29 protein-coding genes are annotated in these 25,706 nt (G+C 63.6%); 17 read left to right on the plus strand and 12 right to left on the minus strand.

Annotation, left to right across the window (positions count from 1 at the left end; all coding sequences use genetic code 11):
- Positions 1-37 precede the first annotated feature (37 nt).
- Positions 38-661, minus strand: coding sequence for a LysE family translocator (locus LB577_RS25835; RefSeq protein ID WP_224689476.1), 624 nt, complete (start codon positions 659-661; stop codon positions 38-40).
- A gap of 256 nt (positions 662-917) precedes the next feature.
- Here LB577_RS25835 and LB577_RS25840 point away from each other — a divergent pair, with 256 nt between their 5' ends.
- From LB577_RS25840 to LB577_RS25855, 4 genes are all read left to right on the plus strand, one after another.
- Entirely contained in the window at positions 918-1,688 is a 771-nt protein-coding gene (locus LB577_RS25840; RefSeq protein WP_224689477.1) for a L,D-transpeptidase, read from the plus strand.
- A gap of 175 nt (positions 1,689-1,863) precedes the next feature.
- Entirely contained in the window at positions 1,864-3,030 is a 1,167-nt protein-coding gene (locus LB577_RS25845; protein WP_224689478.1) for a diphosphate--fructose-6-phosphate 1-phosphotransferase, read from the plus strand.
- Entirely contained in the window at positions 3,030-3,746 is a 717-nt protein-coding gene (locus LB577_RS25850) for an MBL fold metallo-hydrolase (protein ID WP_224689479.1), read from the plus strand. Before LB577_RS25845 ends, LB577_RS25850 begins: the two co-directional genes overlap by 1 nt.
- 198 nt (positions 3,747-3,944) lie before the next feature.
- Positions 3,945-5,486 (plus strand): DegQ family serine endoprotease, encoded by a 1,542-nt coding sequence (locus LB577_RS25855; protein ID WP_224689480.1) that lies wholly within the window; start codon positions 3,945-3,947, stop codon positions 5,484-5,486.
- A 72-nt stretch (positions 5,487-5,558) separates the two neighbouring features.
- On the opposite strand, the gene coaA is transcribed toward LB577_RS25855, so the two are convergent.
- The 8 genes from coaA to hisB all read right to left on the minus strand — a co-directional run bounded on the left by coaA (position 5,559) and on the right by hisB (position 11,169).
- A complete protein-coding gene (gene coaA, locus LB577_RS25860; RefSeq protein WP_023765656.1) occupies positions 5,559-6,518 on the minus strand; it encodes a type I pantothenate kinase in 960 nt (319 codons plus the stop codon).
- Between the two features lie 24 nt (positions 6,519-6,542).
- On the minus strand, positions 6,543-6,866 hold the full coding sequence (locus tag LB577_RS25865; RefSeq protein WP_224689481.1) for a phosphoribosyl-ATP diphosphatase: 324 nt from the start codon (positions 6,864-6,866) through the stop codon (positions 6,543-6,545).
- A gap of 137 nt (positions 6,867-7,003) precedes the next feature.
- Positions 7,004-7,798: an imidazole glycerol phosphate synthase subunit HisF gene (hisF, locus tag LB577_RS25870; protein WP_023765658.1), complete on the minus strand. Its 795-nt coding sequence runs from the start codon at positions 7,796-7,798 to the stop codon at positions 7,004-7,006.
- Entirely contained in the window at positions 7,795-8,631 is an 837-nt protein-coding gene (locus tag LB577_RS25875) for an arginase family protein (RefSeq protein ID WP_224689482.1), read from the minus strand. Before LB577_RS25875 ends, hisF begins: the two co-directional genes overlap by 4 nt.
- Positions 8,628-9,377, minus strand: a complete 750-nt coding sequence (gene hisA / locus LB577_RS25880) for a 1-(5-phosphoribosyl)-5-[(5-phosphoribosylamino)methylideneamino]imidazole-4-carboxamide isomerase (RefSeq protein WP_224689483.1) — start codon at positions 9,375-9,377, stop codon at positions 8,628-8,630. The genes LB577_RS25875 and hisA overlap by 4 nt, the downstream gene beginning before the upstream one ends.
- Before the next feature lie 59 nt (positions 9,378-9,436).
- Positions 9,437-10,087, minus strand: coding sequence for an imidazole glycerol phosphate synthase subunit HisH (gene hisH / locus LB577_RS25885; protein WP_224689484.1), 651 nt, complete (start codon positions 10,085-10,087; stop codon positions 9,437-9,439).
- A gap of 1 nt (position 10,088) precedes the next feature.
- The gene (locus tag LB577_RS25890; protein WP_224689485.1) at positions 10,089-10,565 is read right to left on the minus strand and encodes a DUF2628 domain-containing protein; all 477 of its coding nucleotides are present in this window, start codon (positions 10,563-10,565) and stop codon (positions 10,089-10,091) included.
- 4 nt (positions 10,566-10,569) lie between these two features.
- Positions 10,570-11,169: an imidazoleglycerol-phosphate dehydratase HisB gene (gene hisB / locus LB577_RS25895; protein ID WP_023776008.1), complete on the minus strand. Its 600-nt coding sequence runs from the start codon at positions 11,167-11,169 to the stop codon at positions 10,570-10,572.
- Positions 11,170-11,396: 227 nt separating this feature from the next.
- Here hisB and hslV point away from each other — a divergent pair, with 227 nt between their 5' ends.
- The 5 genes from hslV to LB577_RS25920 all read left to right on the plus strand — a co-directional run bounded on the left by hslV (position 11,397) and on the right by LB577_RS25920 (position 15,590).
- Positions 11,397-11,948 (plus strand): ATP-dependent protease subunit HslV, encoded by a 552-nt coding sequence (gene hslV / locus LB577_RS25900; RefSeq protein WP_023765663.1) that lies wholly within the window; start codon positions 11,397-11,399, stop codon positions 11,946-11,948.
- Complete coding sequence (locus tag LB577_RS25905; RefSeq protein ID WP_224689486.1) at positions 11,938-12,459, plus strand: GNAT family N-acetyltransferase; 522 nt, start codon at positions 11,938-11,940, stop codon at positions 12,457-12,459. The genes hslV and LB577_RS25905 overlap by 11 nt, the downstream gene beginning before the upstream one ends.
- A gap of 4 nt (positions 12,460-12,463) precedes the next feature.
- Positions 12,464-13,063, plus strand: a complete 600-nt coding sequence (locus LB577_RS25910) for a DUF2585 domain-containing protein (RefSeq protein ID WP_224689487.1) — start codon at positions 12,464-12,466, stop codon at positions 13,061-13,063.
- Between the two features lie 2 nt (positions 13,064-13,065).
- On the plus strand, positions 13,066-14,376 hold the full coding sequence (hslU, locus tag LB577_RS25915; RefSeq protein ID WP_023776012.1) for an ATP-dependent protease ATPase subunit HslU: 1,311 nt from the start codon (positions 13,066-13,068) through the stop codon (positions 14,374-14,376).
- A 254-nt stretch (positions 14,377-14,630) separates the two neighbouring features.
- Complete coding sequence (locus tag LB577_RS25920; RefSeq protein ID WP_224689488.1) at positions 14,631-15,590, plus strand: DUF1402 family protein; 960 nt, start codon at positions 14,631-14,633, stop codon at positions 15,588-15,590.
- Positions 15,591-15,709: 119 nt separating this feature from the next.
- Here LB577_RS25920 and LB577_RS25925 read toward each other — a convergent pair whose 3' ends face one another.
- From LB577_RS25925 to LB577_RS25935, 3 genes are read right to left on the minus strand one after another with little or no spacing between them, the layout of a single operon-like run.
- Positions 15,710-16,939 (minus strand): NAD(P)/FAD-dependent oxidoreductase, encoded by a 1,230-nt coding sequence (locus LB577_RS25925; RefSeq protein WP_224689489.1) that lies wholly within the window; start codon positions 16,937-16,939, stop codon positions 15,710-15,712.
- Positions 16,940-16,944: 5 nt separating this feature from the next.
- The gene (locus LB577_RS25930) at positions 16,945-17,259 is read right to left on the minus strand and encodes a MocE family 2Fe-2S type ferredoxin (protein ID WP_224689490.1); all 315 of its coding nucleotides are present in this window, start codon (positions 17,257-17,259) and stop codon (positions 16,945-16,947) included.
- A gap of 25 nt (positions 17,260-17,284) precedes the next feature.
- Positions 17,285-18,376 carry a fatty acid desaturase family protein gene (locus LB577_RS25935; protein WP_224689491.1) on the minus strand — a complete coding sequence of 364 codons (1,092 nt, stop codon included), beginning with the start codon at positions 18,374-18,376 and terminating at the stop codon, positions 17,285-17,287.
- A gap of 160 nt (positions 18,377-18,536) precedes the next feature.
- Here LB577_RS25935 and LB577_RS25940 point away from each other — a divergent pair, with 160 nt between their 5' ends.
- From LB577_RS25940 to LB577_RS25975, 8 genes are all read left to right on the plus strand, one after another.
- Positions 18,537-19,568 (plus strand): LacI family DNA-binding transcriptional regulator, encoded by a 1,032-nt coding sequence (locus LB577_RS25940; RefSeq protein ID WP_224689492.1) that lies wholly within the window; start codon positions 18,537-18,539, stop codon positions 19,566-19,568.
- Between the two features lie 297 nt (positions 19,569-19,865).
- A complete protein-coding gene (locus LB577_RS25945) occupies positions 19,866-20,807 on the plus strand; it encodes a sugar ABC transporter substrate-binding protein (RefSeq protein ID WP_023765673.1) in 942 nt (313 codons plus the stop codon).
- A 105-nt stretch (positions 20,808-20,912) separates the two neighbouring features.
- Positions 20,913-21,989: an ABC transporter permease gene (locus LB577_RS25950; RefSeq protein ID WP_023765674.1), complete on the plus strand. Its 1,077-nt coding sequence runs from the start codon at positions 20,913-20,915 to the stop codon at positions 21,987-21,989.
- A 2-nt stretch (positions 21,990-21,991) separates the two neighbouring features.
- Positions 21,992-22,774 carry an ATP-binding cassette domain-containing protein gene (locus LB577_RS25955; protein ID WP_013891716.1) on the plus strand — a complete coding sequence of 261 codons (783 nt, stop codon included), beginning with the start codon at positions 21,992-21,994 and terminating at the stop codon, positions 22,772-22,774.
- Positions 22,775-22,895: 121 nt separating this feature from the next.
- On the plus strand, positions 22,896-23,891 hold the full coding sequence (gene iolG / locus LB577_RS25960; RefSeq protein WP_023776019.1) for an inositol 2-dehydrogenase: 996 nt from the start codon (positions 22,896-22,898) through the stop codon (positions 23,889-23,891).
- Between the two features lie 31 nt (positions 23,892-23,922).
- Positions 23,923-24,717, plus strand: a complete 795-nt coding sequence (locus LB577_RS25965; protein ID WP_023776020.1) for an SDR family oxidoreductase — start codon at positions 23,923-23,925, stop codon at positions 24,715-24,717.
- A gap of 72 nt (positions 24,718-24,789) precedes the next feature.
- Complete coding sequence (locus tag LB577_RS25970; RefSeq protein ID WP_224689513.1) at positions 24,790-25,053, plus strand: type II toxin-antitoxin system Phd/YefM family antitoxin; 264 nt, start codon at positions 24,790-24,792, stop codon at positions 25,051-25,053.
- Complete coding sequence (locus tag LB577_RS25975) at positions 25,050-25,472, plus strand: type II toxin-antitoxin system VapC family toxin (RefSeq protein WP_224689493.1); 423 nt, start codon at positions 25,050-25,052, stop codon at positions 25,470-25,472. Before LB577_RS25970 ends, LB577_RS25975 begins: the two co-directional genes overlap by 4 nt.
- Positions 25,473-25,706 lie beyond the last annotated feature (234 nt).

Raw genomic sequence — 25,706 nt, forward strand, 5'->3', positions numbered from 1 at the left:
GGCCCGCGGTGCCGCGGCTCCTTGAATTTATGCCGCCTCAATTACCCGAGCGCATCGCCACCGTGGCGATGCCGGCGCCGACCAACAGCGTGCCGCCGGTGCGGTTGAAGATGCGGATCGCCTTGGGATTGCGCACGACGTTGCGGGCGCGCGCGGCGACCAGCGCATAACCGAAGGCATTGGCGAAGGCGAGTGCCAGGAAGGTCGTCTCGAAGATCAGCATCTGCGTCCAGAAACTGGCATGCCGGTCGAGGAACTGCGGCAGGAAGGCGACGAAGAAGGTGATGCTTTTCGGGTTGAGAGCGGTGACCAGCCAGGCATGCGCCATCATCTTGGCCGCCGACACTGTATCGGTGCGCGGCTCGGCCTTCAGCGTGCCGCCGGCGCGAAACAGCTTTACGCCGAGATAGATCAGATAGCCGGCGCCGATCAGCTTCAGGACGGTGAAGATGGTCGCCGAGGCCGCAAGCAGGGCGCCAATGCCCAGCATCGACAGTGTCATGGCGGTGAAATCGCCGAGCGCCACGCCGACCGCCATCGGCAAGGCGGTGCGCCAGCCTTGGCCTAGCGCATAGGACACGACCAGCAGGATCGTCGGACCTGGAATGATGAGGAGGATGCTCGACGCGGCGGCGAAAGCGGCCCAGTTTTCGAAGGACATGCTTGTCTCCCTAGGGTTAAAGAGAAGGATAAATCCTGAGCCCTGTGAGAATGTAAAGGGGGCCTGTTTTTTGTTTTTGCGCCATTCCCGACTGAAAGCCGCCGCTCGGCTGACGTCGTCGGAAGCGGACGAACACCGCCAAGCCATGCTCGAACGCAGGCGACACAGATATTCACGCTTTATCAACCATGAATGACGAAAATGCCCGCTATCCGGCCGGACCGTGCTTCCCGCCGACAGCGTAGGGTTTGGGTACATGCGTGAGTTGCCGCGAGGTCCGACGCCGCCACGAAACGGCGGCGCAATCGATACCGATCTTCATCTTTCCCGCCGCGCCGTCCTGTCCGGCGCAGGCGCGCTGGCGCTGCTCAGCGCCGCAGGCTGCTCGACCTCCGCGGACGGCGGTATGCCGATGCTCCAACTCGACAATACGGTAACCGGTTCGGTGCCGCAGATGCGGCCCGCGATCAGCGTCGACAAGAACATCACCGGCGCCGATGTCATGTACGCCGCCTTGACCGACAACGGCTTCAACGTGCCTGAAGTGCCGTACCTGAAGATCAAGCCGGAATTCCGCCGCCAAATCGTCGTCGACACCACAGGCGAGGCGCCCGGCACCATCGTCGTCCACCTCAAGGAGCGCATGCTCTATCTGGTCCAGCCGGGAGGCGATGCCATCCGCTACGGCGTCGGCATCGGCAAGGACGGCTTCCGCTGGTCCGGCCGCGCCAACATCCAGTACGGCAGGGAATGGCCGACCTGGACGCCGCCGCCCGAGATGATCCAGCGCAAGCCGGAACTGGTGAAATGGCAGGGCGGCCAGCCCGGCGGCCTGACCAACCCGCTCGGCGCGCGCGCGCTCTACATCTACCAGGACGGCAAGGACACCGGCTATCGCATCCACGGCTCGCCCGAATGGTGGAGCATCGGCCAGGCGATGTCGTCGGGCTGCGTGCGCCTGATCAACCAGGACATCATCGACCTCTACAGCCGCGTTTCGAAGAAAAACCCGGTCGTCGTCATGTGATCGCGACCGCTGCTTGCGGCGGTCCTATTTTTGAGCGAGACCTTCTCCGAAACCGGTGCCGCTTTTCGCTTACGCGGTCCTTCGGTTCGGGGTCATGCCCCGGACTCTCCCGTTGCGCGATGCGGCAAGACAGGCCAAGGTGCCTTGAAAATCATCGCCTCGGGAGACGCAAGGAATGACCGGAACTTTTGTCATCGCGCAAGGTGGCGGCCCGACCGCCGTCATCAACCAAACGGTGGTCGGTGCGACGCTGGAGATCCGCAAGCGGCATCCGGCCGCCAAGGTGCTGGGCTCCATCCACGGCGTGCGCGGCATTCGTGACGGCAATTATGTCGACCTCTCGGCCATTCCCGAAGACCGCCTGCGGCTGATCGCCGGAACGCCAAGTGCTGCACTGGGCTCGACGCGCGACAAGCCGGATGCCGCCTATTGCGAAATCATCCTCAACGGCCTGAAGAAGGCCGGCGCCGACGCCTTCATCTATATTGGCGGCAACGATACCTCGGGCACGCAGCAAATCCTGACCGATGCGGCCGGCGGCAGCATCGCTTTCGTCCATGCGCCGAAAACCATCGACAATGACCTCGAGGAAAACGACCACACGCCGGGATTCATCTCGGCCGCCGAGTTCGTCGCCGGCGCCTTCCTGTCCGTCGATCTCGATTTCCGCGCCCTGCCCGGCATCTATGTCGGCATCGTCATGGGCCGGCATGCCGGCTTCCTGACCGCGGCCGCCGCTGCCTGGCAGCTCGATCCCGACAGCGGCCCGCATCTGGTCTATGTGCCGGAACGGCCGTTCTCGGCCGCCGGTTTCATCGACGACGTGCGCGCCACGCTCGACCGCCACAAACGCTGCATCGTCGCGGTGTCGGAAGGCGTCAGCACCGCCGACGGCAAGGCGCTGGTCGAAAGCCTGGTGCCGCCGGACAAGCTCGAGCGTGACGCGCATGGCAACGTCAAGCTGTCGGGCAGCGACCTGCCGGCGGCGCTCGAGCGTGCGCTGGCCGAAGGCCTGCCGGGCAAGCGCGCCCGCGTCGACGCGCTCGGCTACATGCCGCGCGGCTATGTCGGCGCCATCAGCGCCGTCGACGCGCAGGAGGCCTTCGATGCCGGCGCCTTCGCCGTCTCCGTCGCCGAACAAGGCGGCGGGTCGGTGGCGCTGCAGTATGACGACGCTAAAACGGTGCTGAAGAAGGTGCCGCTGAAGAACGTCGCCGGCAAGACCCGCCACATGCCCGACGATTTCATGAAGCCCGACGTCAACCAGTTGTCCGAGGCCGGCATGGCCTATCTCAAGCGGCTGGTGCCGGAAAAGTACAAGGTCGGGAAGCCGTTCGTCTGATGGAATGGTTCAGCAGGAGCATCGTCGACGACGAGACGACGATGCTGACCGAGCCGTTCGTGCATGACTATGTGCGCGCCAACATCTGGCACCTGCGTGGGCGCGATGCCGACCTGTTGGTCGACACCGGCATGGGTATCCGTCCGCTGGCGCCGGAGATCGAAACGCCCCGTGGAAAGCCGCTGCTGGTCGTCGCCACCCATATCCATCTCGATCATGTCGGCTCGCTGCATGAATTTCCATGGCGGGCGGGACCCAGGATGAGTGCGGCGCAATTCGAAAGCATGAATGAGGCGGCGACCTACGCCTACATGTTCCACGATCTCGAAGGCGCCGTTTCGAAACTGCCTGAGCCGGGCTGGAAAGCCGCCGACTACAAGATCCCTTCGGCGCCCCTGACGCGGACCCTCGACGAAGGCGACGTGATCGATCTCGGCGACCGGCAATTCCGCGTGCTGCACCTGCCGGGGCATTCGCCGGATTCGATCGCGCTGTTCGACGAGGCCGACGGCCTGTTCTTCAGCGGCGACGCCATCTACGACGACACGCTGATCGACAGCCTGCCGGATTCCGACCGCGCCGCCTATATCGGCACCATGCGGCGCCTGCTCGACCTGCCGATCCGCATCGGCCATGGCGGCCACGGCCCAAGCTTCGACGGCGAGCGCATGCGTGCGATTGCAACGGCCTATCTGCGCTTGCATGCCGGTCTGTGAGCGCTCGCTGAATTAAATCTTCGTAAGGTTCGTTCCAAAACCCTAAATCGGGCCGATCCGCACCCTAGATAGCTGGTTGTCGATCCGGCCGGCCGCCATGTACGGCGAGACAGGCGATCCCGGTCGTCGACACGCCGATGGGTGCTCCTCCAAGAACGCTCACGGCGCCGGATCAACTCTCGCCCGGACAGAACGACCATGTCACCTCTAGGCATTCTTCGCAGACATCGCGTCGCCGCCCTGCTGGGCGCCGCGCTGATTATCTCCCCTGTTGTCGTTTCATTCGCCCAGAACACGAACGGCATTGCCAAGATCGTTGCGACCACCCAGACCCCGCTACCCGGAATATCGGCGCCGAACGGTTCGTTCGCGCCGATCGTGGCCGCGACCAAACCGGCCGTCGTGACGGTAACGACCGTCATGAAGGCACAACCGGAAGCCATGAACGAAGCGTCGCCCTTCCAGGACAATTCCCCGTTCGACGACTATTTCCGGCAGTTCTTCGGCGACCAGGGCATGCCCATGCCCAGGACGCCGCCACAACAGCAGGCGCCGCGAACCGAGGCCCTGGGCTCCGGCTTCATCGTCGGTGCCGACGGCACCATCGTCACCAACAACCATGTCGTCGACGGCGCCTCTTCGATCAAGGTGACGCTCGACGACGGCACGGAGCTGCCGGCCAAGGTCGTCGGCAGCGACGCCAAGAACGATCTCGCGGTGCTCAAGATCAAGGCCAGCAAGCCTTTGCCGACGGTCAAATGGGGTGACTCGGACAAATTGATGACCGGCGACCAGGTGCTGGCGATCGGCAATCCGTTCGGCATCGGCACCACGGTTAGCGCGGGCATCGTCTCGGCGCGCGGCCGCGACCTGCACAGCGGGCCGTTCGACGACTTCATCCAGATCGACGCGCCGATCAACCATGGCAATTCCGGCGGTCCGCTGGTGGATGTGAGCGGCAATGTCATCGGCATCAACACGGCGATCTATTCGCCCAATGGCGGCAGCGTCGGCGTCGGCTTCGCCATTCCCTCCGACCAGGCCCAGAAGGTGGTCGCCAAGCTGGAGAAAGGCGGCTCCATCCAGTACGGCTATCTCGGCGTCGATATCCAGCCGGTGACGCCGGACGTTGCCAGCGCCATGGGGCTCGATCATCCCGGCGGCGCGCTGGTTTCCCAGGTCAATGACGGCTCCCCGGCGGCCCTTGCCGGCGTCGAAACCGGCGACGTCATCACCGGCTTCGCCGGACAGGACGTGAAGGATCCCAAAGATCTGTCGCGGGCCGTCGCCGACGTCGCCCCTGGCACCAGGGAAACGCTCGATGTCTGGCGCAAGGGCAAGGCCATGAAGATCTCCGTCGATGTCGGACGCAACAGCGACGATGCTAAGACCGCATCGACCGGCGGCTCCGGCGCGCCGGGCGCCGAGCAGGGCTCCGGTGCGCCAGCGCTCGGCCTCGGCCTGATGGACATCACGCCCGACATTCGCCAGCAGATGAACCTCGCCGACAACGAGCGCGGCGCGGTGGTTGCGCGCGTCAATCCCGACAAGGCAGCGGCCGCTGCCGGCATCCAGCCGGGCGACATCATCGTCGCCGTCAACCAGGTTCCGGTGAAGAGCGCCAAACAGGTGACCCAGGCGGTTGCCCAGGCAGGCAAATCAGGGCGCAAGTCGGTGCTGTTGCTGGTCGAACGCGGCGGCAGCCAGATCTATGTCGCCGTGCCGTTCGCCAATGGCTGAGACGCGACGCTGGCTTGAATAACGGCGTGGCGGCTTGTCGACGACGAGCCGCCAGCCGTGCGGCCACCGCAACTACAGTTTGCGCAGCGCCACTTCCTCGACCAGGTGGTCGGCGCCCTTGCGCAGGATGAGGTCGGCGCGGGCACGCGTCGGCAGGATGTTTTCGCGCAAATTCTTCAAATTGATGTTGGTCCACAGGCCTTCGGCGATGGCCCGCGCCGAATCCTCCGAGAGCTGGGAATAGCGGTGGAAGAAGGAGTCCGGATTGCGGAAAGCGGTCTCCCGCAGCCGCATGAAGCGGGAAATATACCACTCGTGGATCAGCTTCTCGTCGGCGTCGATGTAGATGGCGAAATCGAAGAAGTCCGACAGGAAAGGCACGATCTTGCCGTCCTGCGGCAGCTTGCCCGGCTGCAGCACGTTGATGCCTTCGAAGATCAGGATATCCGGCCGGTCTATGGTGACGAACTCGCCGGGAATGACGTCATAGGTCAGGTGCGAGTAAACAGGCGCGCGGACATCGGGCAGCGCCGACTTGATGCCGGAGAGGAAGCGCAGCAGGGCGCCGACATCGTAGCTGTCGGGGAAGCCCTTGCGTTCCATCAGGTTTTCGCGGCGCAGCACCTCGTTTGGCAGCAGGAAACCGTCGGTGGTGATGAGATCGACCTTGGGGCTCGACGGCCAACGGGCCAGAAGCTCCTTCAGCACGCGCGCCGTGGTCGATTTGCCGACCGCGACGGAGCCGGCAATGCCGATGATGAACGGCGTCTTGACAATATCGACGGCGTTGAAGAAGGCCTGGCGCTGCCGGAACAGAAGCTGGCTCGCCTCGACATGGGCGGACAGCAGCCGCGACAGCGACAGATAGATGCGCGAGACCTCCGCGAGGTCGACCGGGTCGTTCAGCGAACGCAAGCGGCGGAACTCGTCCTCGCTCAGCGTCAGCGGCGTGTCGGCGCGGAATCGCGACCATTGCTCGGCGGAGAAGAAACGAAACGGGGAATATTTCTCGGTCGGCGCGAGCTGATCCATCGAGATACCTGCCCTTCCTCGCGGTCAGCCCTTGGGCCGTGACGCCTTCTCGGCGATGCCCGAACGCCCCGTGCGGCCTTCAAGCTCCTTGAGCACGTCGCTCAACGGGACACCCGAGAGGCCGAGAACGACGAGCCAATGATATATAAGATCGGCACTTTCGGAAACGAGGCCCTGCTTGTCGCCCTTGACGGCGGCAATCACCGTCTCGACCGCCTCTTCGCCGAGCTTCTGCGCCGCCTTGTCGATGCCACGGGCGAACAGTTTCGCCGTCCACGAGTCGGGGTCACCGGAATGGGCGCGCTCGTGGAGGATTTTTTCCAGGTCGGACAGCGAAAATTCAGCCATGGCGCCTGAGGCCCCTTTTCTTAGCCGGAAAGCCTCTAGAGCATTTCACCGTTTCACGGAAACGGCGAACCGCTCTATCTCTTTGTTTTTACGCAATTCCGAACGGAAAAGCATGTCACACTTTTCCTGGAATTGCTCTAGGACCGATCGCCCGAGGAGTCTAGCCGCATCGGCAGCCCGGCCGTGGCCATATGCGCCTTGGCCTGGGCTATGGTGTAGGTGCCGAAATGGAAGATCGAGGCCGCCAGCACCGCGCCGGCATGGCCGTCGCGGATGCCTTCGACCATGTGATCGAGCGTGCCGACGCCGCCCGAAGCGATAACCGGGGCGCGCACCGCGTCGGCAACCGCGCGGGTGAGCGCGATGTCGTAGCCGGCCTTGGTGCCGTCGCGGTCCATCGAGGTCAAAAGGATCTCGCCGGCGCCGCGATCGACCATTTTGCGTGCGAATTCGACCGCATCGATGCCGGTCTTCTCGCGTCCGCCATGGGTGAAGATCTCCCATCGGTCGGCTTCGCCGGCACCGGACACTTTCTTGGCGTCGATGGCGACGACAATGCATTGATTGCCGAACTTGTCGGCGGCTTCGGCTACGAAATCCGGATTCGTCACCGCTGCCGTGTTGATCGACACCTTGTCGGCGCCGGCCAGCAGCAATTTCCGGATGTCTGCGACCTGGCGCACGCCGCCGCCGACGGTCAACGGCATGAAGCATTGCTCGGCGGTGCGGGCGACGACGTCGAAGATGGTCTCGCGATTGTCCGACGAAGCGGTGATGTCGAGAAAACAAAGCTCGTCCGCGCCGGCCGCGTCATAGGCCTTGGCCGCCTCGACCGGATCGCCGGCATCGATGAGATCGACGAAGTTGACGCCCTTGACCACACGGCCGTTCTTGACGTCGAGGCAGGGGATGACGCGGGCTTTCAGCATCAGCGGCCCTCTATCGTGGCGATGAGATCGTTGAGCAGCTGGCCGACCAGCGGCGGCACGTCGGCCTTGGCGTCGAAGGCCGGATCGTAAGCGGAAATGGTGATGCCGATAATCGGCACGGCAAGCGCGATGGCGCAAGCCGCGTCGCGCAATTGTTCCGGGTCTGGTCCGCCCGGGGTGACATAGCGGTTGGCCTGCAGCTCCTCGGGATCGTGCACGTCGAGATCGAGATGCATGTGCACGCGTTCGGCGCCGGCGGTCTTCAGCTTTGCCGTCGCTTGCCCCACGCCGAGGCATTCCGTGCGGATGATCGGCAGCGTCTCGACAAGTTTTTCCTCGGCCGGATCGAGATCGCGCGCGTTGACGAGCACGCAGCGCGAGGGATCGATCGGCTTGAAGCCGGGGATGGCTCCCGCCATCGGACGCCAGCACAGGCCGAGCACCGTCGCCAGCGCCATGCCGTCGAGAAAGCCGTATGTGGATGTCTCGGGCGTGTTGAGGTCGCCATGCTGGTCGGCCCAGATGATCGCATCGGCGCCCTCGCCTGCGACCGCGCCGGCTGACGTCAGGCAATTTCCGGCCAGCACTATGGGGAACCGGCCCCTGTCGATGGCAATGCGAACCTCGCCTGAGACGGCATTGCAGACGGCAAAGCCGGTGGCGATCTCGCGTTCCTGGGCATCGCCGACCCTGCCGATGTCCTCCACGGTCACATCGTGGCCGGCCATGGTCAGGGCGTCGACGAGGCCGCCCGCGATCAGCGCATCGGGACCCTGGCCCATGCCGCCATGATAATGGCCGCTGTCATAGGAGGCCAGGATGATGGTGAGCTTCACGACCGCGCCTCCATTGCCGGTTTGCCCCGCAGGATCGCCAGCGCCTCGGCCGGATCGATGCGGCCGTCATAGAGTGCGCGGCCCGAAATGGCGCCTTCGAGCTTTTGCGCGTCCGGCATGGTCATACGCACGATATCGGCGATCGAGGCGAGGCCACCCGAAGCGATGACCGGGATCGACACCGCCTCGGCGAGATCGATGGTGGCGTCCCAGTTGATGCCGGTCAGCACGCCGTCGCGGTCAATGTCGGTGTAGATGATGGCGGCGACGCCGGCGCCTTCGAATTTCCTGGCCAGCTCGATGACGCCGAGGCTCGACGCCTCGGCCCAGCCCTCGACCGCTACCTTGCCGCCCTTGGCGTCGATACCAACGGCGACCTTGCCCGGGAAGGCCTTGCAGGCCTGCCTGACCAGTTCGGGATCGCGCACCGCCACCGTGCCAAGGATGACGCGGGCGAGGCCACGGGCGAGCCAGTCCTCGATCTGCTCCAGCGTGCGGATGCCGCCGCCGAGCTGCACCGGGTTCTTCGTAGCCTTGAGGATGGCGCCGACGGCGGCGCTGTTGACGCTCTGGCCCTTGAAGGCGCCGTTGAGGTCGACGACATGCAGCCACTCGAAGCCTTGCTCCTCGAAGGCTTTTGCCTGCGCGGCCGGATCATCGTTGTAGATGGTCGCGGTGGCCATGTCGCCGTGCTTCAGGCGCACGCACTTGCCGTCCTTGAGGTCGATGGCGGGAAAAAGGATCATCTAGGCGCCCTCGTCGATGACGAAATGACCTGATGAGGCGGCAAGTTTGCTCATGCTCGTCAGGGCCTCCACTTCAGGAAATTGGTGATCAGCGCCAGGCCGAGCGCCTGGCTCTTTTCGGGATGGAACTGGGTGCCGGCGAGATTGTCGCGGGCAACAGCGGCCGTCACCGGGCCGCCATAGTCGGCGACCGCAAGGACCTCGTCCGCCTTGCGCGCATCGAGATGGTAGGAATGGACGAAATAGGCGTGCAACCCTTCTGGTCCGGTGGGAATGCCTGAAAACAGCGGATGCTGACGCCTCAGTTCGATGGTGTTCCAGCCGATCTGCGGGATCTTCAGCGCCGGATCGGCTGGCGCGATCTCCTTGACGTCACCGGCAATCCAGCCAAAGCCGTTGGTGACGGTCTTTTCGAGGCCGCGCTGCGACATCAGCTGCATGCCGACGCAGATGCCGAGGAAAGGCCGGCCCTTGGCGATGGCGACGTCCTCGACCGCTTCCCACATGCCGTCGACGGCGCGCAAGCCGGCCGCGCAGTCGGCATAGGCGCCGACGCCCGGCAGGACGATGCGGTCGGCGGTGCGCACCCGCTCGGCATCGGCCGTCAGGTCGATCTCAGCCGCGATGCCGGCTTCGCGCGCGGCGCGCTCGAATGCCTTGGTGGCCGAGCGCAGATTGCCCGAGCCATAATCGATGATTGCCACCCGCATGTCAGCGCCGTCCCGGAATGTGGGTCAGTCCCAGCGCCATGCCCGGCTGCGCCGGACGCGCCAAGGCGGCATCCGGAACCATGCGCGGTGCCGGCGCGGCTTCGTCCGCATGCGCCTCGGCCTCCAGTGCATAGCGGATGTCGGCATCATCCAGCCAGCCGGCCTGGACCACGCCCCATTCATGCCAGCCGCGGCGGCGGAGCGCAGCGATGCGCAGCCCCTGCCCTTCCAGGCCGACATAGAGCGAGACGAGCAGGGACAGCAGCGAGCCGGCAAGGCCGAGGCCGAGCTTCTCACCAAGCATCGAAAGCAGGCCCATGACGACGAAAGTCAGTGCCGCCTCGATCCACAGCCGATGCCAGGCGAACCATAGTGGTGGCACCAGCAGGCCGAGCCAGGTAAAGCCGTCACGGACAAAGACCGTTGCGCCGGCTCTCTCGCTGCGGCCGGGTGGTTCCATCACGACGTAGCTGGCCATGACGCTATCCCTTCAAAGATCCCTTGGTGGAGGGAACCGCGTCCGGCTGGCGCGGATCGCGTTCCAGTGCGGCGCGCAGCGCGCGCGCCACCGCCTTGAAGCAGGTCTCGGCGATATGATGATTGTTGGCGCCATAGTGGTTGGTGACATGCAGCGTGATGCCGGCATTCTGCGCCAGCGCCTGGAAGAATTCACGCACCAGTTCGGTGTCGAAGGTGCCGATCTTCGGCGACGAGAACGAAACGTTCCAGACCAGGAAGGGACGGCCGGAGACGTCGATCGCCGCGCGCGTCAGCGTCTCGTCCATGGCAAGGTCGATCGAGGCATAGCGCATGATGCCGCGCCGCTCACCCAGCGCCTTGGTCAAGGCTTGGCCAAGCGCGATGCCGGTATCCTCGACGGTGTGGTGGTCGTCGATGTGCAGATCGCCCTTGGCCTTGACCGTCATGTCGATCAGCGAATGGCGAGAAAGCTGGTCCAGCATATGGTCGAAGAAGCCGACGCCGGTGGCGATATCGGATTTTCCCGAACCGTCGACATGGACCGACACCGAGATGTCGGTTTCCCTGGTCTTGCGGCTGGCTTCGGCGGAACGGGGCGCCATCACTTTATCCTTGTCCCATTGGTTCACATGGTGACCGGTTCACGGGCCTCAAGCGCTCGCGGGCTTGAAAACGAAAGCCTTCTATCAGCATGATCCGGCGATTGCCAGTTGCCATCCCCGCCGCTATCCAGCCGTTTGCAATCATTGGTCCCATGCATACATATGGCCGATAAAATCACTCGTACCGCGCCAATCGCCTTTTGGGATCGCGCGAATCGGAGCTAAAAATGTCTGATAATCTGACCATGCACGCCACGACCATCGTGACGGTGCGCAAGGGCAACAAGGTGGTGATCGCCGGCGACGGCCAGGTCAGCCTTGGCCAGACCATCATGAAGGGCAATGCCCGCAAAGTCCGCCGCATCGGCAAGGGCGGCAATGTGATTGCGGGTTTCGCCGGCGCCACGGCCGACGCCTTCACGCTGCTGGAGCGGCTGGAAGCCAAGCTCGAACAATATCCCGACCAGCTGACGCGCGCCTGCGTCGAGCTTGCCAAGGACTGGCGCACCGACCGCTATCTGCGCCGGCTGGAGGCCATGATGCTGGTTGCCGACAAGTCGGTCTCGCTGGCGCTGACCGGCACCGGCGACGTGCTCGAACCCGAATTTGGCGTCATGGCCATCGGTTCGGGCGGCAATTACGCGCTGGCCGCCGCACGCGCGCTGATGGACACCGACAAGGATGCCGAGGAGATCGCCCGCAAGGCGATGCAGATCGCATCCGACATCTGCGTCTACACCAACAACAATTTCGTCGTCGAAACGCTCGATGCCGCCTGAATCAGGCGTGCTCTATGATTTTCGGCCTGTGACGGAGAAAGACCTGCCGATGATCGCCGGCTGGCTCGCCGAGCCGCATGTCGCGCAATGGTGGGACGATCCAGAGACCGAAATCGCCGAGATCCGCGAGCACATCGACAGTATTTCCGTCGAGCCGCTGATCGTCGAACTCGACGGTTTGCCGATCGCCTATCTGCAGAGCTACGACCCGCATCTGGAAGACGATCATCCCTATGCCGACCAGCCGTTCGGCACGCTCGGCATCGACGTGTCGATTGGCCGGCCGGAACTGGTCGGGCGTGGCCATGGCTCGGCGATCGTGCGCCAGTTCGTCGAGCAATTGTTCGAGGAGGGCGTACCGCGCGTCATCATCGACCCCGACCCCGCCAACATCCGGGCCATCCGGGCCTATGAAAAGGCCGGATTCCGGGCCATTGATCGCAGGCAATCGGTCTATGGCGACGTCGTGCTGATGGCGATCGATGCCGACGATGAACAAGAGGGGGAATAATCAAATGAGCACACCCGGCGTTGACGAGGGCTATTCGGCCTATGAAGACAGCTGGCGCATGGGACTTCTGCTCGTCCTCGGGTTGCTCATCTTCCAGGCCGGCGCCCTCTACGGAATGGGCCATCCGCCGATATGCACCTGTGGCTACGTCAAGCTCTGGCATGGCGTGGTGAACAGTTCGGAGAACTCCCAGCACATTTCGGACTGGTACACCTTCTCGCACATCATCCACGGCTTCCTGTTCTACGCGCTGGCCCAGTTCCTGTTCCCGCGTTCGCCGATCGGCTTGCGGCTGGCCTTTGCCGTCTTCGTCGAGGGCGGCTGGGAGCTGCTCGAGAACAGCCCGTTCATCATCGAGCGGTACCGCGCGGGCACCATCTCGCTCGACTATTATGGCGACAGCATCATCAATTCGGTGTCCGACACGCTGGCCATGGTGCTGGGATTTGTGATGGCGCGAAAGCTACCTATATGGGTGATCGTCAGCCTCGCCGTCCTCTTCGAACTGGGTACCGGCTATCTCATCCGGGACAATCTGACGCTCAACGTGATCATGCTGCTGCATCCGTTCGAGGCCATCAAGCAGTGGCAAAGTGGAATTTAGCTATGACGACATTTTCTCCCCGCGAAATCGTTTCGGAACTCGACCGCTTCATCATCGGCCAGAAGGACGCCAAGCGCGCCGTGGCCATCGCCCTGCGCAACCGCTGGCGCCGCCAGCAGCTTGAAGGCCAGATGCGCGAAGAGGTGATGCCGAAGAACATCCTGATGATCGGGCCGACCGGCGTCGGCAAGACGGAGATCTCGCGCCGCCTGGCGCGGCTGGCCGGGGCGCCCTTCGTCAAGGTCGAAGCCACCAAGTTCACCGAAGTCGGCTATGTCGGCCGCGATGTCGAGCAGATCATCCGCGACCTGGTCGAGATCGCCATCGGCCTGGTGCGCGAGAAGATGCGCGAGGACGTCAAGGCGCGCGCCCACGTCAACGCCGAGGAACGCGTGCTGGAAGCGCTGGTTGGCAAGACGGCCAGCCCGGCCACGCGCGACAGTTTCCGCAAGAAGCTTCGCGACGGCGAACTCGACGACAAGGAAATCGAGATCGAGGTGGCGGACACCGGCAATGGCGGCATGCCCGGCTTCGAGATCCCCGGCATGCCGGGCGCCAATATCGGCGTGCTCAACATCAACGACATGCTGTCGAAGGCGATGGGCGGCAAGAAAACCAAGCTGCGCAAGACGACGGTGAAGGAATCCTACGACCTCTTGGTGAACGACGAGTCCGACAAGCTGCTCGACCAGGATGAGGTGGTGCGCCGGGCGCTCGATGCGGCGGAAAATGACGGTATCGTCTTCCTCGACGAGATCGACAAGATCGCGGCGAGATCCGACATTTCCGGCGGGCCTTCGCGCGAAGGCGTGCAGCGCGACCTGCTGCCGCTGGTCGAAGGCACCACGGTGGCGACCAAATACGGGCCGTTGAAGACGGATCACATCCTGTTCATCGCTTCCGGCGCGTTCCACGTCTCGAAGCCGTCCGACCTTTTGCCGGAGCTGCAGGGCCGCCTGCCGATCCGCGTCGAATTGCGTGCGCTGGAGAAGGAGGATTTCGTCCGCATCCTGACCGAGACGGAAGCGAGCCTGATCAAGCAATATATCGCGCTGATGAAGACCGAGGGCGTCGAGCTGACCTTCACCGACGATGCCATCGATTCGCTCGCCGGCATTGCCGTCGACCTCAATGCCAGCGTCGAGAATATCGGCGCCCGGCGGCTGCAGACGGTGATGGAGCGGGTGCTGGACGAGATTTCCTACGATGCGCCGGACCGCAACGGCACATCGGTGACCATCGACGCCGCCTATGTCGAAAAGCATGTCGGCGATCTCTCGCGAAACACAGATTTGTCGCGATTCATCCTTTAAAAGGCGGCGCCGGTTCATCCGGCGCCGGTTCAGGCAACACGTCCCGGCAAAAGCATCATGTGTGGCCAGATGGTACCATCTGGCCACCTTTCGTCTTGCCTTGTGCGGGGGCGCTCTCGACTCGACCAAGAGCTTTACCTAGTTTGCGCGGCAATTCTCGATCTCTTGGGCAATTCTCGATCTCTTGGTTTGACGCAATTCCGGACGGAAAACCGTTTCACACTTTCCTGGAATTGCCTGGGCAGCGGCGGCGCATGAAAAAACTCATCCTGGTCCTTCTCGGCCTGACGCTGGCGGCGACGCTGTTCGGCGCGCAAGCGGCGACATTGGTGCCGCCGGGAAACCGCAATGCCGAGCAGCCGGACATTCCGGGTGCCTCGAGCCGGCGCACGCAGGCGACCAACACCACCTTCCAGGCGAAATACCGCAAGGTCTACGCTTTGCTGCAGAATGACGCCGACCTGCGCGCCAAGATCAAGAAGGCGGCTGCCGCCTACGGCGTCGATCCGATGCACATCGTGGGCGCCATCGTCGGCGAGCACACCTACAATGTCGATGCCTATGACCGGCTGCAGACCTACTACGTCAAGGCGATCTCCTATCTCTCCAGCAAGCTGTCCTTCGCCTATGACGGCGAGGACATCACGGATTTCGTGCAGCGGCCGGAATTCAGGAAATGCGCCGGAATGTCGGACAGCTACGATTTGTGGGAATGCCGCGAGCAGGTGTGGAACCGCTCGTTTCGCGGCAAGACCGTTGGCGGGACAAGCTTTCCCGACGACCGTTTCGGCGCCACCTTCTTCCAGCCCTACTATGCCGGCCAGACTTTCGGGCTCGGCCAGCTGAACCCGCTGACCGCCCTGCAGATGAGCGATCTCGTGCACAAGGTGTCCGGACTGCCGGAGCTCGACGTCGCCGACCCCAATGCGGTCTACAAGACCATCATGGATCCGGACCTGACACTGCCTTATGTGGCGGCGACGATCCGGAAATCGATTGACGCCTACAAGAGCATTGCCGGCTTCGACATTTCGGGCAATCCGGGACTGACCGCCACGCTCTACAATGTCGGCAATCCGGAGCAGCGCGCCTATGCGCTGAAGGCCGAAAACGACAAGCGCCGCGCCGCCGGCGAGCCGGCGAAACTGCCGGAAGAGAATTATTACGGCTGGCTGGTCAACGACAAATTGTCGGAGCTGAAGGCGCTGTTTTAGGGCACGGCCCTCTACCTTCCCTTTGTGGGGAGGTCGGACCGAAGGTCCGGGTGGGGGTCGGTGCCGCCCCCCATCCCCCTGCTTCGCAGCGACCCTCCCCACAAGGGGGAGGGTAAATCTCACGCCGCCAGCAACGACTTCAGCTTGACGTCCTGCGATCCCAGCGCTTCCGGCGTGGGCTTTGCCCGCTTGCCGATCAGCATTTCGGCCAGCCTGATGTCGCGGGCGACCGCATTGCCGGGGCCGATGCCGCTCGCCGCCACCAGCCTGCCGTCCTCAGCCAAATGGAACAGGATGAAGGCGCCTTCGCCGAGATCGCGGCGCACCGTGCTCCGGCCTTCGTCCGAGAGCCCGGCGATCTGCAGCGACAGGCCATACTGATCCGACCAGAACCACGGCACCGCCGCATGCGCCTCGCCGGCGCCCAGCATGTTTCTGGCCGCCAGCGCGCCCTGTTCCTGGGCGTTGCGCCAGGCTTCCAGCCGCACGCGACGGCCGTCATAGACGGCGAGCGGGAACGAACAGCAGTCGCCGGCGGCAAAGATGTCGGGATCGCTGCTGCGCAGTTGCTCGTCCACGGCAATGCCGTTTTCGATCGCCAGGCCAGCTTCGGCGGCCAGCGCGGTCACCGGCACGGCGCCGATGCCGATAATGGCGAGATCGGCGGATACCTCTCGGCCGCCGGCAAGAGCGATGCGAACTTGCCTGCCGTCGTCGGCGATCGACGCAATACCGTCGCCGCACAGTATGTCGACGCCTTCGGCAATGTGCGCCTGATGGATGATTTCGGCGATCTCGGCCGGCACGCCGCGCATCAGGATGCGCGGCTGCGCCTCGATGACAGTGACCGAGGCGCCGAGCTTGCGGGCCGCGGCGGCGAGTTCCAGGCCGATGAAGCCGCCGCCGATGATGGCAATGCGGTTGCCGGCGCTGAGATGGGCGCGGATGGCCAGCGCATCGGCGAAGGTGCGGAGATAGACGCAGCGCGCGCCAAGGCCGGGCATCGGCAGCTTGCGCGGGGTCGAGCCGGTGGCCAGCAGGAGCTTGTCGTAGGGCAGCACCGAGCCGTCCGACAGGCGCACCGCATGCGCCGCGCGATTGATCGCCACGGCCTGGACGGAATGGATATGGCGGATCGACTTCTCAGCCAGCATCTCGTCACTGGCGATCGCCTTGATTTCCGGCGTGTCGCTGGCCATCGCGTCCTTGGACAAAGGCGGCCTTTCATAGGGCAGATGCGGTTCGTCGCCGACGATCGTCACCGGCCCGTCATAGCCGAGATCGCGCAGCGCGAGCGCTGCGCGCCCGCCGCATTCGCCGGCGCCGATGATGACCATGCCGCGCGCCATATCCGTCACCCGATCTGAACCAGGACTTTGCCGGCGTCGACCTTGACCGGATAGGTTTTCAAGTTGACGCAGACCGGCGCGCCCTTGGCCGCACCCGTCTTGTAGTTGAAGCGGCCATTGTGCTTGGGGCATTCGATGATGTCGTCCATCACCAGCCCGTCTGCGAGATGCACCTTCTCATGTGAGCAAAGCCCATCGGTGGCGAAGTACTCGTCGTCGGGGCTGCGATAGATGGCGAAGGTGCGGCCGCCATGGTCGAAGCGCATCACGTCCTCTTCGTCGATGTCATCGGCGGCGCAGGCCTCGACCCAGTCGCTCATTTGTTCCTCCGCAAAAATCGCATCGTCATTCCGCCGCGGCGGCGACGGCATCGCTGTGGAATTCCTCGCGATACGGCCTGGCGGTCGGCGGCAGTTCGCGCTTGAGAAAATAATCCTCGTTGCGCAGCTGGCGCAGGAAGACCGGTATCATCTCGCGGTAGCCGGCCAGGATCGACGGAGTCGGCGCCGGCAAATCGTGCTTGATCAGCGCATGCAGCTTCGGCAGCGCATGGTAGGGCACCATCGGGAACATGTGATGCTCCACGTGATAGTTCATGTTCCAGTAGATGAAGCGGCTGATCGGGTTCATGTAGACGGTGCGGCTGTTCAGCCTATGGTCGGTGACATTGTCGGCCAGGCCGCCATGCTGCAGCAGGCCGACCATGACATGGTGCCAGGCGCCATAGAGCCTGGGCAGGCCGACCAGCATCAAGGGCAGGAACGAGCCGGAATAGAGCGCCAGCGCGATGGTCGCGGCATAGATGGCGGTCCAGACGCGGGCAATGCGGATCGCCTTGCCCTGTTCCTGCTCCGGAATGAAGGTCTTTTCGGCGGCGCTGATGTTGCCGGCGGCGTTGCGCAGCATGTCTGACATCGCATGCCAGGCATCGAGCACGCCGACAAAGCCGAGGATGGCGCGCACCAGGTCCGGTGGCCGCATGACGGAGATTTCCGGGTCGCGGCCGACGATTATGGTGTCGGTGTGGTGGCGCGTGTGGCTCCAGCGCCAGGTCACCGGATTGCGCATGATCATGAAGCAGGCGATCTGATAGACGACGTCGTTCATCCACTGCGTGCGGAAGGCCGTGCCGTGGCCGCATTCGTGCCAGCGTGAATCGGTCGAGGAGCCGTAGAGCACGCCATAGACGAAGAAGAACGGCACGCACCACCAACTGCCCCAGAACCAGGCGCCGCCGGCGCCGCTGACGACGAGCGCGGCAATCCAGATCGCGGTATCGCGGATCGCCGGACCGTCGGAGCGCTGCATCAGCTCCTTCATCTGCTTGCGCGGAATGTCGGTGTGATACCACTCGGCCGCCGACAGGCCGTTCTCCACGGCGAGCTTGGCGTCGCGGCCGATCAGGCTGTAGTCACGCCGGGACGGCGCTATGGTCATGGTTGCCTCCCTCGGCAAGGCATTGGCGAATGCCTGATATTGCCAGCTTCCACCGTCAAAATAACGCCGAGCCATGATAGACTCAACATCATAAAGATAGTTTCTATCATTTCCTATCAGAATGATGTATTGATACCCTGCAATTCGAATGAGGGCGATCATGGCGAAACGGCCGACCATCACCGACCTGGCGCGCATCTCCGGTGTCAGCGTCGCCACGGTGGACCGCGTGCTCAACAATCGCCTGCCGGTGCGCGAGGAAACCGCGCGCCGCGTCTATGAGACCGCGACCGAGATCGGCTATCACGCGGCCGGCCTGATCAAGCAACGCATGCGCCATGAGTTGCCCGAGTACCGGCTCGGCTTCTTGCTTTTGCGAGGCAATGACGTCTTCTACGGCGACTTCGCAACGGAGCTCGAACTGGCGGTCTCGCAGTCGCAGCGGTTCCGTGGCGCCGCAACCATCGACTTCGCCAGTTCCCTGGTCCCAGACGAGATCGCCGCCCAGATGCGCAGGCTGGCGGCAAAATCGAGGGCCATCGCCGTTGTCGGCCCGGACCATCCGACCCTGACCGCGGCGGTCGAGGCGTTGAAGGCGAGAGGGCAACCGGTGTTCTCGCTGCTGTCCGATTTCGCCGCCGGTATCCGCGAGGGCTATGTCGGCCTCGATAACCGCAAGGTCGGCCGTACCGCGGCCTGGATGATCGCCAGGGCGGCGCGGCAGCCCGGCAAAGTAGCGCTCTTCGTCGGCAGCCTTCGCTTCCATGGCCACGAGTTGCGCGAGATCGGCTTCCGCTCGTTCTTTCGCGAGCATGCACCCGACTTCAGCGTGCTCGAAACGCTGGTCAATCTGGAGGCAAACCAGGTGACCCATGATGCGATGATCGATCTCCTGGCGCGCTATCCGGACCTTGCCGGCTGCTATGTCGCCGGTGGCGGCATGGAAGGCGCGGTCTCGGCGCTGCGGGCAGTAAGGCCCGTAAACATGCCGGTGGTCGTCTGCAACGAGATCAATGCCGCGTCGCGCGCGGCACTCGCCGACAACATCCTCACCATGGTGATCTCGACGCCGCTGGCCGCGCTCTGCCGCGAACTGGTCGATCGAATGGTGCACGCCATCGAAGCCGGTGCCGCCAACGCGCCTGGCCAGACCTTCCTGCCCTTCGACATCTATCTGCCGGAAAATATCTAGCCTTTCTCGTCCGAGAGTGGCGGCCGGAAATGATAGAATCCATCAGAACGATCCGAAAATCCGGCGGCAGGCCGCGGAATCGCCCTTGACGTTCCGCTGGAATGGAATAAATATTTCACTGGCTGTGTATTTTGGTTCTTTCGTTCCGGAATATCTGTTTCAAACAGACGGTTTGGCATTCCTGCCGATGCGGGAGCCACAGGGAACGGAATGACATCAGGGAGAGATTCCCCGGGGAGATCGGGGATTCCGGATAGATCGGTGCAACCGGACACCAAAAGTGGAGGAGAGATTACAATGAAGAAACTGCTTTTGGGCGTCGCCTTCGCGGCGCTGATGAGTTCATCGGCCATGGCCGCCAAGATCGGCGTGTCGATGGCCAAGTTCGACGACAACTTCCTGACCGTGCTGCGCAACGGCATGATCGAGCAGGCCAAGGGCATGAGCGGCGTCGAGCTGCAGGTCGAAGACGCGCAGAATGACGTTGCCAAGCAGCTCGACCAGATCAAGAACTTCGCGGCTTCGGGCGTCGACGCCATCATCGTCAACCCGGTGGACACTTCGGCCACGCAGGCCATGTCGGATGCCGCCGCAGCCGCCAAGATTCCGTTGGTCTACGTCAACCGCGAGCCGGTCAATGTGAACACGCTGCCGGACAACCAGGCCTTCGTCGCCTCGAACGAGGCCGATTCCGGCACGCTCGAAACCAAGGAAATCTGCCGCCTGTTCAAGGAAGCCGGCAAGAAGGAAGCCAATGTCTATGTCATCATGGGCGAGCTTTCCAACCAGGCCGCCGTGCAGCGCACCAAGGATATCGAAGAGGTCATCGCCACGCCAGATTGCAGCTTCATCAAGATCATCGACAAGCAGACGTCGAACTGGAACCGCGACGAAGCGCAGAACCTGATGACCAACTGGCTGTCGACCGGCAAGCCGTTCGACGGCGTCATCGCCAACAATGACGAAAGCGCCATTGGCGCCATCCAGGCGATGAAGGCCGCCAACATCGACATGAAGTCGGTTGTGGTCGGCGGCGTCGACGCCACCCAGGACGCGCTGGCGGCCATGCAAGCCGGCGACCTCGACGCAACCGTGTTCCAGGACGCGGCCGGCCAGGGCGCCGGTGCGCTGGATGCGGCACTGAAGCTCGCCAAGGGCGAGAAGGTCGAGCACAAGGTCTACGTGCCCTTCCAACTGGTGACGCCGGCCAACATCGACAAGTTCCTGAAGAAGAACTGAGCAACGGATCCACGGAGCGGCGCTCTCGCGCAACGACAGCGCCGCTCCTCTTCCCTAAGCGCCTTCGGGTACCGAGGACGACCGCGGCTGATGGAGGATAGAAGATTGGCACAGACATCTCACGGCGTCGGCGGGGTCAGCTATGACGCGAAGAAGCGCAACTGGCCGGCCGAATTCAACGTCTTCCTGGCGCTCGTCATCCTGGTCGTCATCTTCGAACTGATCGGCCGTATCTTTCTCGGCGACAGTTTCCTGTTCAACACCCGCAGCGACGTCGGCGGTCTCTTCAACGAGGCACGCCTGCAGATTATCATCCTGCAGGTGTCGATCGTCGGCATCATCGCCATCGGCGTGACGCAAGTGATCATCACCGGCGGCATCGACCTGTCCTCGGGCTCGATCGTCGGCGCGACCGCCATGATCGCCATGAGCTTCGCCCAGGTGGCGACCGTCAACGGCAACCCCAATCCCAAGGCGATGTTCCTGGCGCAAGGCTGGACCGACCTGCCGGTCATCGTGCCGGTGCTGGTGGCGATCGGCTGTGGCCTGTTCGCCGGCCTGGTCAACGGCGCGCTGATCGCCTACACGCGCATTCCGCCATTCATCGCCACGCTCGGCATGATGGTCACCGCGCGCGGCATCGCCAAATGGTGGTCCAAGGGCCAGCCGATCTCGTTTCCCACCGAAAGTTTCGCGGCGATCGGCAAGGGGTTGATGCCGGTCATCATCTTCCTGTCGCTGGCTATCCTGTTCCAGCTGATCATGACCTACACCAGGTATGGCAAGCACTGTTACGCGATCGGTTCCAACGAGGACGCCGCGCGCATGTCCGGCATCAAGATCGCCAACCACAAGATCCTGGTCTACGTCATCGCCGGCATTCTCGCCGCGCTCGCCGCCGTGGTGCTCTCTTCGAAGAACCTCACCGCGCAGTCCGGCATGGGCGTGATGTACGAGCTCGACGCCATCGCCATGGCGGTCATCGGCGGCGTCTCGCTGTCGGGCGGCCGCGGCTCGATCATCGGCACGGTGATCGGCTCGCTGATCTTCGGCGTCATCATCTCCGGCTTCACCTTCCTGCGCCTCGACGCCTACTACCAGGAGATGGTCAAGGGCGTGATCATCGTCGGCGCGGTCGTTCTCGACCAATGGCGCCAGCGTATGCGGGCATTGAGGGCTTGACCATGCCAGATATCTCCACGACAGACATCGTCCTGAAGACCGAAAACCTGACCAAGCGCTATGGCGGCGTGCATGCGCTGGAAGGCGCCAATTTCGAGCTGCGCAAAGGCGAGCATGTCGCCATCATGGGAGACAACGGCGCCGGCAAGTCGACCTTCGTGCGCCAGATCACCGCCGTCGAACAGCGCACCAGCGGCCAGGTCTGGTTCGACGGCAAGGAAGTGAATTTTGCCGGGCCGATCGAGGCTCGCACGGCCGGCATCGAGACCGTGTTCCAGAACCTGGCGCTGGCCGACGACCTCGACGTGCCGTCGAACCTGTTCCTCGGCCGCGAAAAAGTGCTGTTCAACCTCGGCCCGTTCTCGATCCTCGACCGCAAATACATGCGCAAGGCGACCGAAGCTGCGCTGATCCGCACCGCGGTGAAGATCCCCAATTTGTCGAACACCATCCGCCATATGTCGGGCGGCCAGCGGCAATGCGTGGCGATCGCCCGGACCGCGACCTTCGCCTCCAAGCTGATCATCATGGACGAGCCGACGGCGGCGCTCGGCGTGCAGGAGACCGCACAGGTCGAAAACATCATCCGCACATTGAAGGACAATGGCGAGCCGCTGATCCTGATCAGCCACAACATGCGCCAGGTGTTCGACCTCTGCGACCGCATCGTCGTCTTCCGGCGCGGCCGCATCGTCGCCAATCTGCGCAAGGAGAACACTGACGGGCAGGACATCGTCTCCTACATCACCGGGGCCAAGACCGGAGAGGCGGAACTCGCGGCCTAAAACAGGGCGATCACCCGGTTCCGGGACGATCCGCGGCGCTCGGAAACAACTTGCCACCTTTTCCCGACGGGAAGGTGGAGACACAATTCTCTCGAACCCCATCCCCCTAGAGGAAATATCCATGACTGTTCGTTTCGCCCTCCTCGGTGCCGGCCGCATCGGCAAGGTCCATGCCCGCGCCGTCGGCTCCAACCCGCAGGCCAAACTGGTGGCCGTCGCCGATGCCTTCGAGAAGGCGGCGACCGAACTGGCAAGCGCCTACGGAGCCGAGGTGCGCAGCATCGATGCCATCGAGAAAGCCGGTGACATCGACGCCGTCGTCATCTGCACGCCGACCGATACCCATGCCGATCTGATCGAGCGCTTCGCCAAGGCCGGCAAGGCGATCTTCTGCGAAAAGCCGATCGACCTCGACGTCAAGCGCGTCGAGAAGTGCCTGGCCGTGGTCGACAAGGCCAAGGCAACGCTGATGGTCGGCTTCAACCGGCGCTTCGACCCGCATTTCGCCGCCGTGCGCAAGGCGATCGACGATGGCGCCATCGGCACCGTCGAGATGGTCACCATCACCTCGCGCGATCCGGGCGCGCCGCCGATCGATTACATCAAGCGCTCGGGCGGCATTTTCCGCGACATGACGATCCATGATTTCGACATGGCGCGCTTCCTGCTCGGCGAGGAACCAGTTGCCGTGAGCGCCCATGCCTCGGTGCTTGTGGACAAGAAGATCGGCGAGGCCGGCGATTTCGACTCGGTCAGCGTCATTCTCGAAACCGCGTCCGGCAAGCAGGCTGTCATCTCCAACTCGCGCCGCGCCACCTATGGCTACGACCAGCGCATCGAGGTGCATGGCTCGAAAGGCATGGTGGCCGCCGAGAACCAGCGGCCGGTGTCGATCGAAGTCGCCAACGACAAGGGCTATACCCGCCCGCCGCTGCACGATTTCTTCATGACCCGCTATCTCGACGCCTATGCCATCGAGATAGCCGCGTTCATTGCCGCCGCGACCTCGGGCAAGAAGGCGTCGCCGAGCGGCGCGGACGGACTGGTGGCGCTAAAGCTGGCGGACGCGGCGCTGAAGTCGGCGACATCAGGCAAGACCGTTCGCCTCGACAAGTAAGAACCCGGACCCAAGCCACAGGAGCAAAGCGATGAGCGCATCAGCCGATCGCAATTCGAACACACGCGCCATCGTCACCGGCGGGGCGCAAGGCATTGGCTTTGCCGTCGCCGAAGCATTGGCCGACGAAGGCTGCCGGGCGCTGGCGCTTATCGGCCGCTCGCAGGAGAAGGGTGACAAGGCGGTCGCCCATTTCAAGAAAGCGGGCGTCGACGCGATCTTCATCAGCGCCGACGTTTCGAAGGTGGCCGACTGCAAGCGCGCGGTCGCCGCCGCGCTCTCGCATTTCGGCACCATCAACGCGCTGGTCAACGCCGCCGCCACTTCCGCACGGGGCTCGCTGGTCGAAACCTCGGAAGAGCTGTTCGACACGATCTTCGACACCAATGTGCGCGGCCCGTTTTTCCTGATGCAGGGCGTGGTGGCGCATCTCCTGGAAAAGAAAGCACCCGGCTCGATCGTCAACGTGCTGTCGATGTCGGCGCATACCGGCCAGTCGTTCCTGACGCCCTATTCGACCAGCAAGGGCGCGCTGATGACGCTGACCAAGAACGTCGCCAACGCCTATCGCTTCAACCGCATCCGCTGCAACGCCGTGCTGCCCGGCTGGATGGACACCGAGGGCGAGGATATCGTGCAGAAGAAATGGCACGACGCGCCGGATGATTGGCTGGCGAAGGCCGAAGCCGCGCAGCCGATGGGCCAGTTGGTGAAGCCGGACCAGCTTGCCCGGCTGATCAGCTACATGGTCAGCCCGCAGTCCGGTGTCATGACCGGATCGCTGGTCGACTATGACCAGAGCGTCGCGGGGGCGTCACCGGAGTAGTTTCAACCCCTGTTGCGGCAGCACCGCCCTCCCTATATAGTCATGATAGTCAAGCTAGTCATGAGGGATGCGATGCTACCGTCGCCCAAAGACACCAATTGGACGGTCGCCGGGGCAAAAGCCCGGCTCTCGGAGGTTATCGAGCGCGCGCAGTCATCGCCGCAGACGATCACCAGAAACGGCAAACCGAGCGTGGTTGTCGTCTCGGCCGAGGAATGGCAGCGCAAGACCGTGCGCAAAGGTACGCTTGCGCAGTTCCTGCTGGAGTCACCACTGCGCGGCGCCGATCTCAACCTCGAGCGTCAGCGTGACGAGCCGCGTGACCTGCCGCTGTGAGAGTGCTGCTCGATACGAATGTCCTGTCCGAGGTGACAAGGCCGGAGCCGGACGCACGCGTTCTGGACTGGCTGGACGGGCTTGATGAGGACCGCTCATTCATCAGCGTCGTATCGATCGCCGAGATCCGGCGCGGCGTCGCCCTCATGGATGAGGGCCGGAAACGCGAAGCCCTTGCCGAATGGCTCGCCCGGGACCTGCCGCAGCGCTTCGAGCAGAGGGTTTTGCCGGTGAACGAACCGGTTGCCTTGGCCTGGGGCGACCTGATGGGCCTTGCGAAGCGCCGCGGTCGCGGCCTCTCGTCGATGGACGGGCTGATCGCAGCCACGGCGATCGCGCAGCAGCTCACCTTGGTAACGCGCAACACGAAGGATTTCGAAGGCTTTGGGATAGAACTCTTCGATCCCTGGACGGCATGAAGTTTGGCGGGAACGTCCATCACTTCGTCATCCACGGGCGGAGCAAGGAGCGCCGCGACGCGGCGCAGACCCGAGGATCCATGCCGGGAAATCCGAAGCGTCACTACGGTCAAGAATTCTGCTCCGCTGCACTCCGTGGCCAGGGTCGCGGCATGGATCCCAGGGTCTCCGCGACGGAGCTTCGCTCCTGCTTTGCCCTGGGAATGACGAAATCGCTGCGGTTCGGCCTACCAG

Source organism: Mesorhizobium sp. B283B1A (assembly GCF_020165735.1).
Classification (GTDB): domain Bacteria; phylum Pseudomonadota; class Alphaproteobacteria; order Rhizobiales; family Rhizobiaceae; genus Mesorhizobium; species Mesorhizobium opportunistum.

Coding starts and splice junctions, on each gene's coding strand:
- LB577_RS25890 (WP_224689485.1), bottom strand. CDS start 10,565: ATGGCCAGCTACGTCGTGATGGAACCACCCGGCCGCAGCGAGAGAGCC.
- hslV (WP_023765663.1), top strand. CDS start 11,397: ATGTCTGATAATCTGACCATGCACGCCACGACCATCGTGACGGTGCGC.
- LB577_RS25935 (WP_224689491.1), bottom strand. CDS start 18,376: ATGACCATAGCGCCGTCCCGGCGTGACTACAGCCTGATCGGCCGCGAC.
- hisB (WP_023776008.1), bottom strand. CDS start 11,169: ATGGCGCCCCGTTCCGCCGAAGCCAGCCGCAAGACCAGGGAAACCGAC.
- LB577_RS25910 (WP_224689487.1), top strand. CDS start 12,464: ATGAGCACACCCGGCGTTGACGAGGGCTATTCGGCCTATGAAGACAGC.
- LB577_RS25970 (WP_224689513.1), top strand. CDS start 24,790: ATGCTACCGTCGCCCAAAGACACCAATTGGACGGTCGCCGGGGCAAAA.
- LB577_RS25855 (WP_224689480.1), top strand. CDS start 3,945: ATGTCACCTCTAGGCATTCTTCGCAGACATCGCGTCGCCGCCCTGCTG.
- LB577_RS25930 (WP_224689490.1), bottom strand. CDS start 17,259: ATGAGCGACTGGGTCGAGGCCTGCGCCGCCGATGACATCGACGAAGAG.
- LB577_RS25940 (WP_224689492.1), top strand. CDS start 18,537: ATGGCGAAACGGCCGACCATCACCGACCTGGCGCGCATCTCCGGTGTC.
- iolG (WP_023776019.1), top strand. CDS start 22,896: ATGACTGTTCGTTTCGCCCTCCTCGGTGCCGGCCGCATCGGCAAGGTC.
- hisA (WP_224689483.1), bottom strand. CDS start 9,377: ATGATCCTTTTTCCCGCCATCGACCTCAAGGACGGCAAGTGCGTGCGC.
- LB577_RS25845 (WP_224689478.1), top strand. CDS start 1,864: ATGACCGGAACTTTTGTCATCGCGCAAGGTGGCGGCCCGACCGCCGTC.
- LB577_RS25925 (WP_224689489.1), bottom strand. CDS start 16,939: ATGGCGCGCGGCATGGTCATCATCGGCGCCGGCGAATGCGGCGGGCGC.
- LB577_RS25955 (WP_013891716.1), top strand. CDS start 21,992: ATGCCAGATATCTCCACGACAGACATCGTCCTGAAGACCGAAAACCTG.
- hisH (WP_224689484.1), bottom strand. CDS start 10,087: ATGCGGGTGGCAATCATCGATTATGGCTCGGGCAATCTGCGCTCGGCC.
- LB577_RS25905 (WP_224689486.1), top strand. CDS start 11,938: ATGCCGCCTGAATCAGGCGTGCTCTATGATTTTCGGCCTGTGACGGAG.
- hslU (WP_023776012.1), top strand. CDS start 13,066: ATGACGACATTTTCTCCCCGCGAAATCGTTTCGGAACTCGACCGCTTC.
- LB577_RS25840 (WP_224689477.1), top strand. CDS start 918: ATGCGTGAGTTGCCGCGAGGTCCGACGCCGCCACGAAACGGCGGCGCA.
- LB577_RS25865 (WP_224689481.1), bottom strand. CDS start 6,866: ATGGCTGAATTTTCGCTGTCCGACCTGGAAAAAATCCTCCACGAGCGC.
- LB577_RS25920 (WP_224689488.1), top strand. CDS start 14,631: ATGAAAAAACTCATCCTGGTCCTTCTCGGCCTGACGCTGGCGGCGACG.
- LB577_RS25850 (WP_224689479.1), top strand. CDS start 3,030: ATGGAATGGTTCAGCAGGAGCATCGTCGACGACGAGACGACGATGCTG.
- LB577_RS25835 (WP_224689476.1), bottom strand. CDS start 661: ATGTCCTTCGAAAACTGGGCCGCTTTCGCCGCCGCGTCGAGCATCCTC.
- LB577_RS25965 (WP_023776020.1), top strand. CDS start 23,923: ATGAGCGCATCAGCCGATCGCAATTCGAACACACGCGCCATCGTCACC.
- coaA (WP_023765656.1), bottom strand. CDS start 6,518: ATGGATCAGCTCGCGCCGACCGAGAAATATTCCCCGTTTCGTTTCTTC.
- LB577_RS25945 (WP_023765673.1), top strand. CDS start 19,866: ATGAAGAAACTGCTTTTGGGCGTCGCCTTCGCGGCGCTGATGAGTTCA.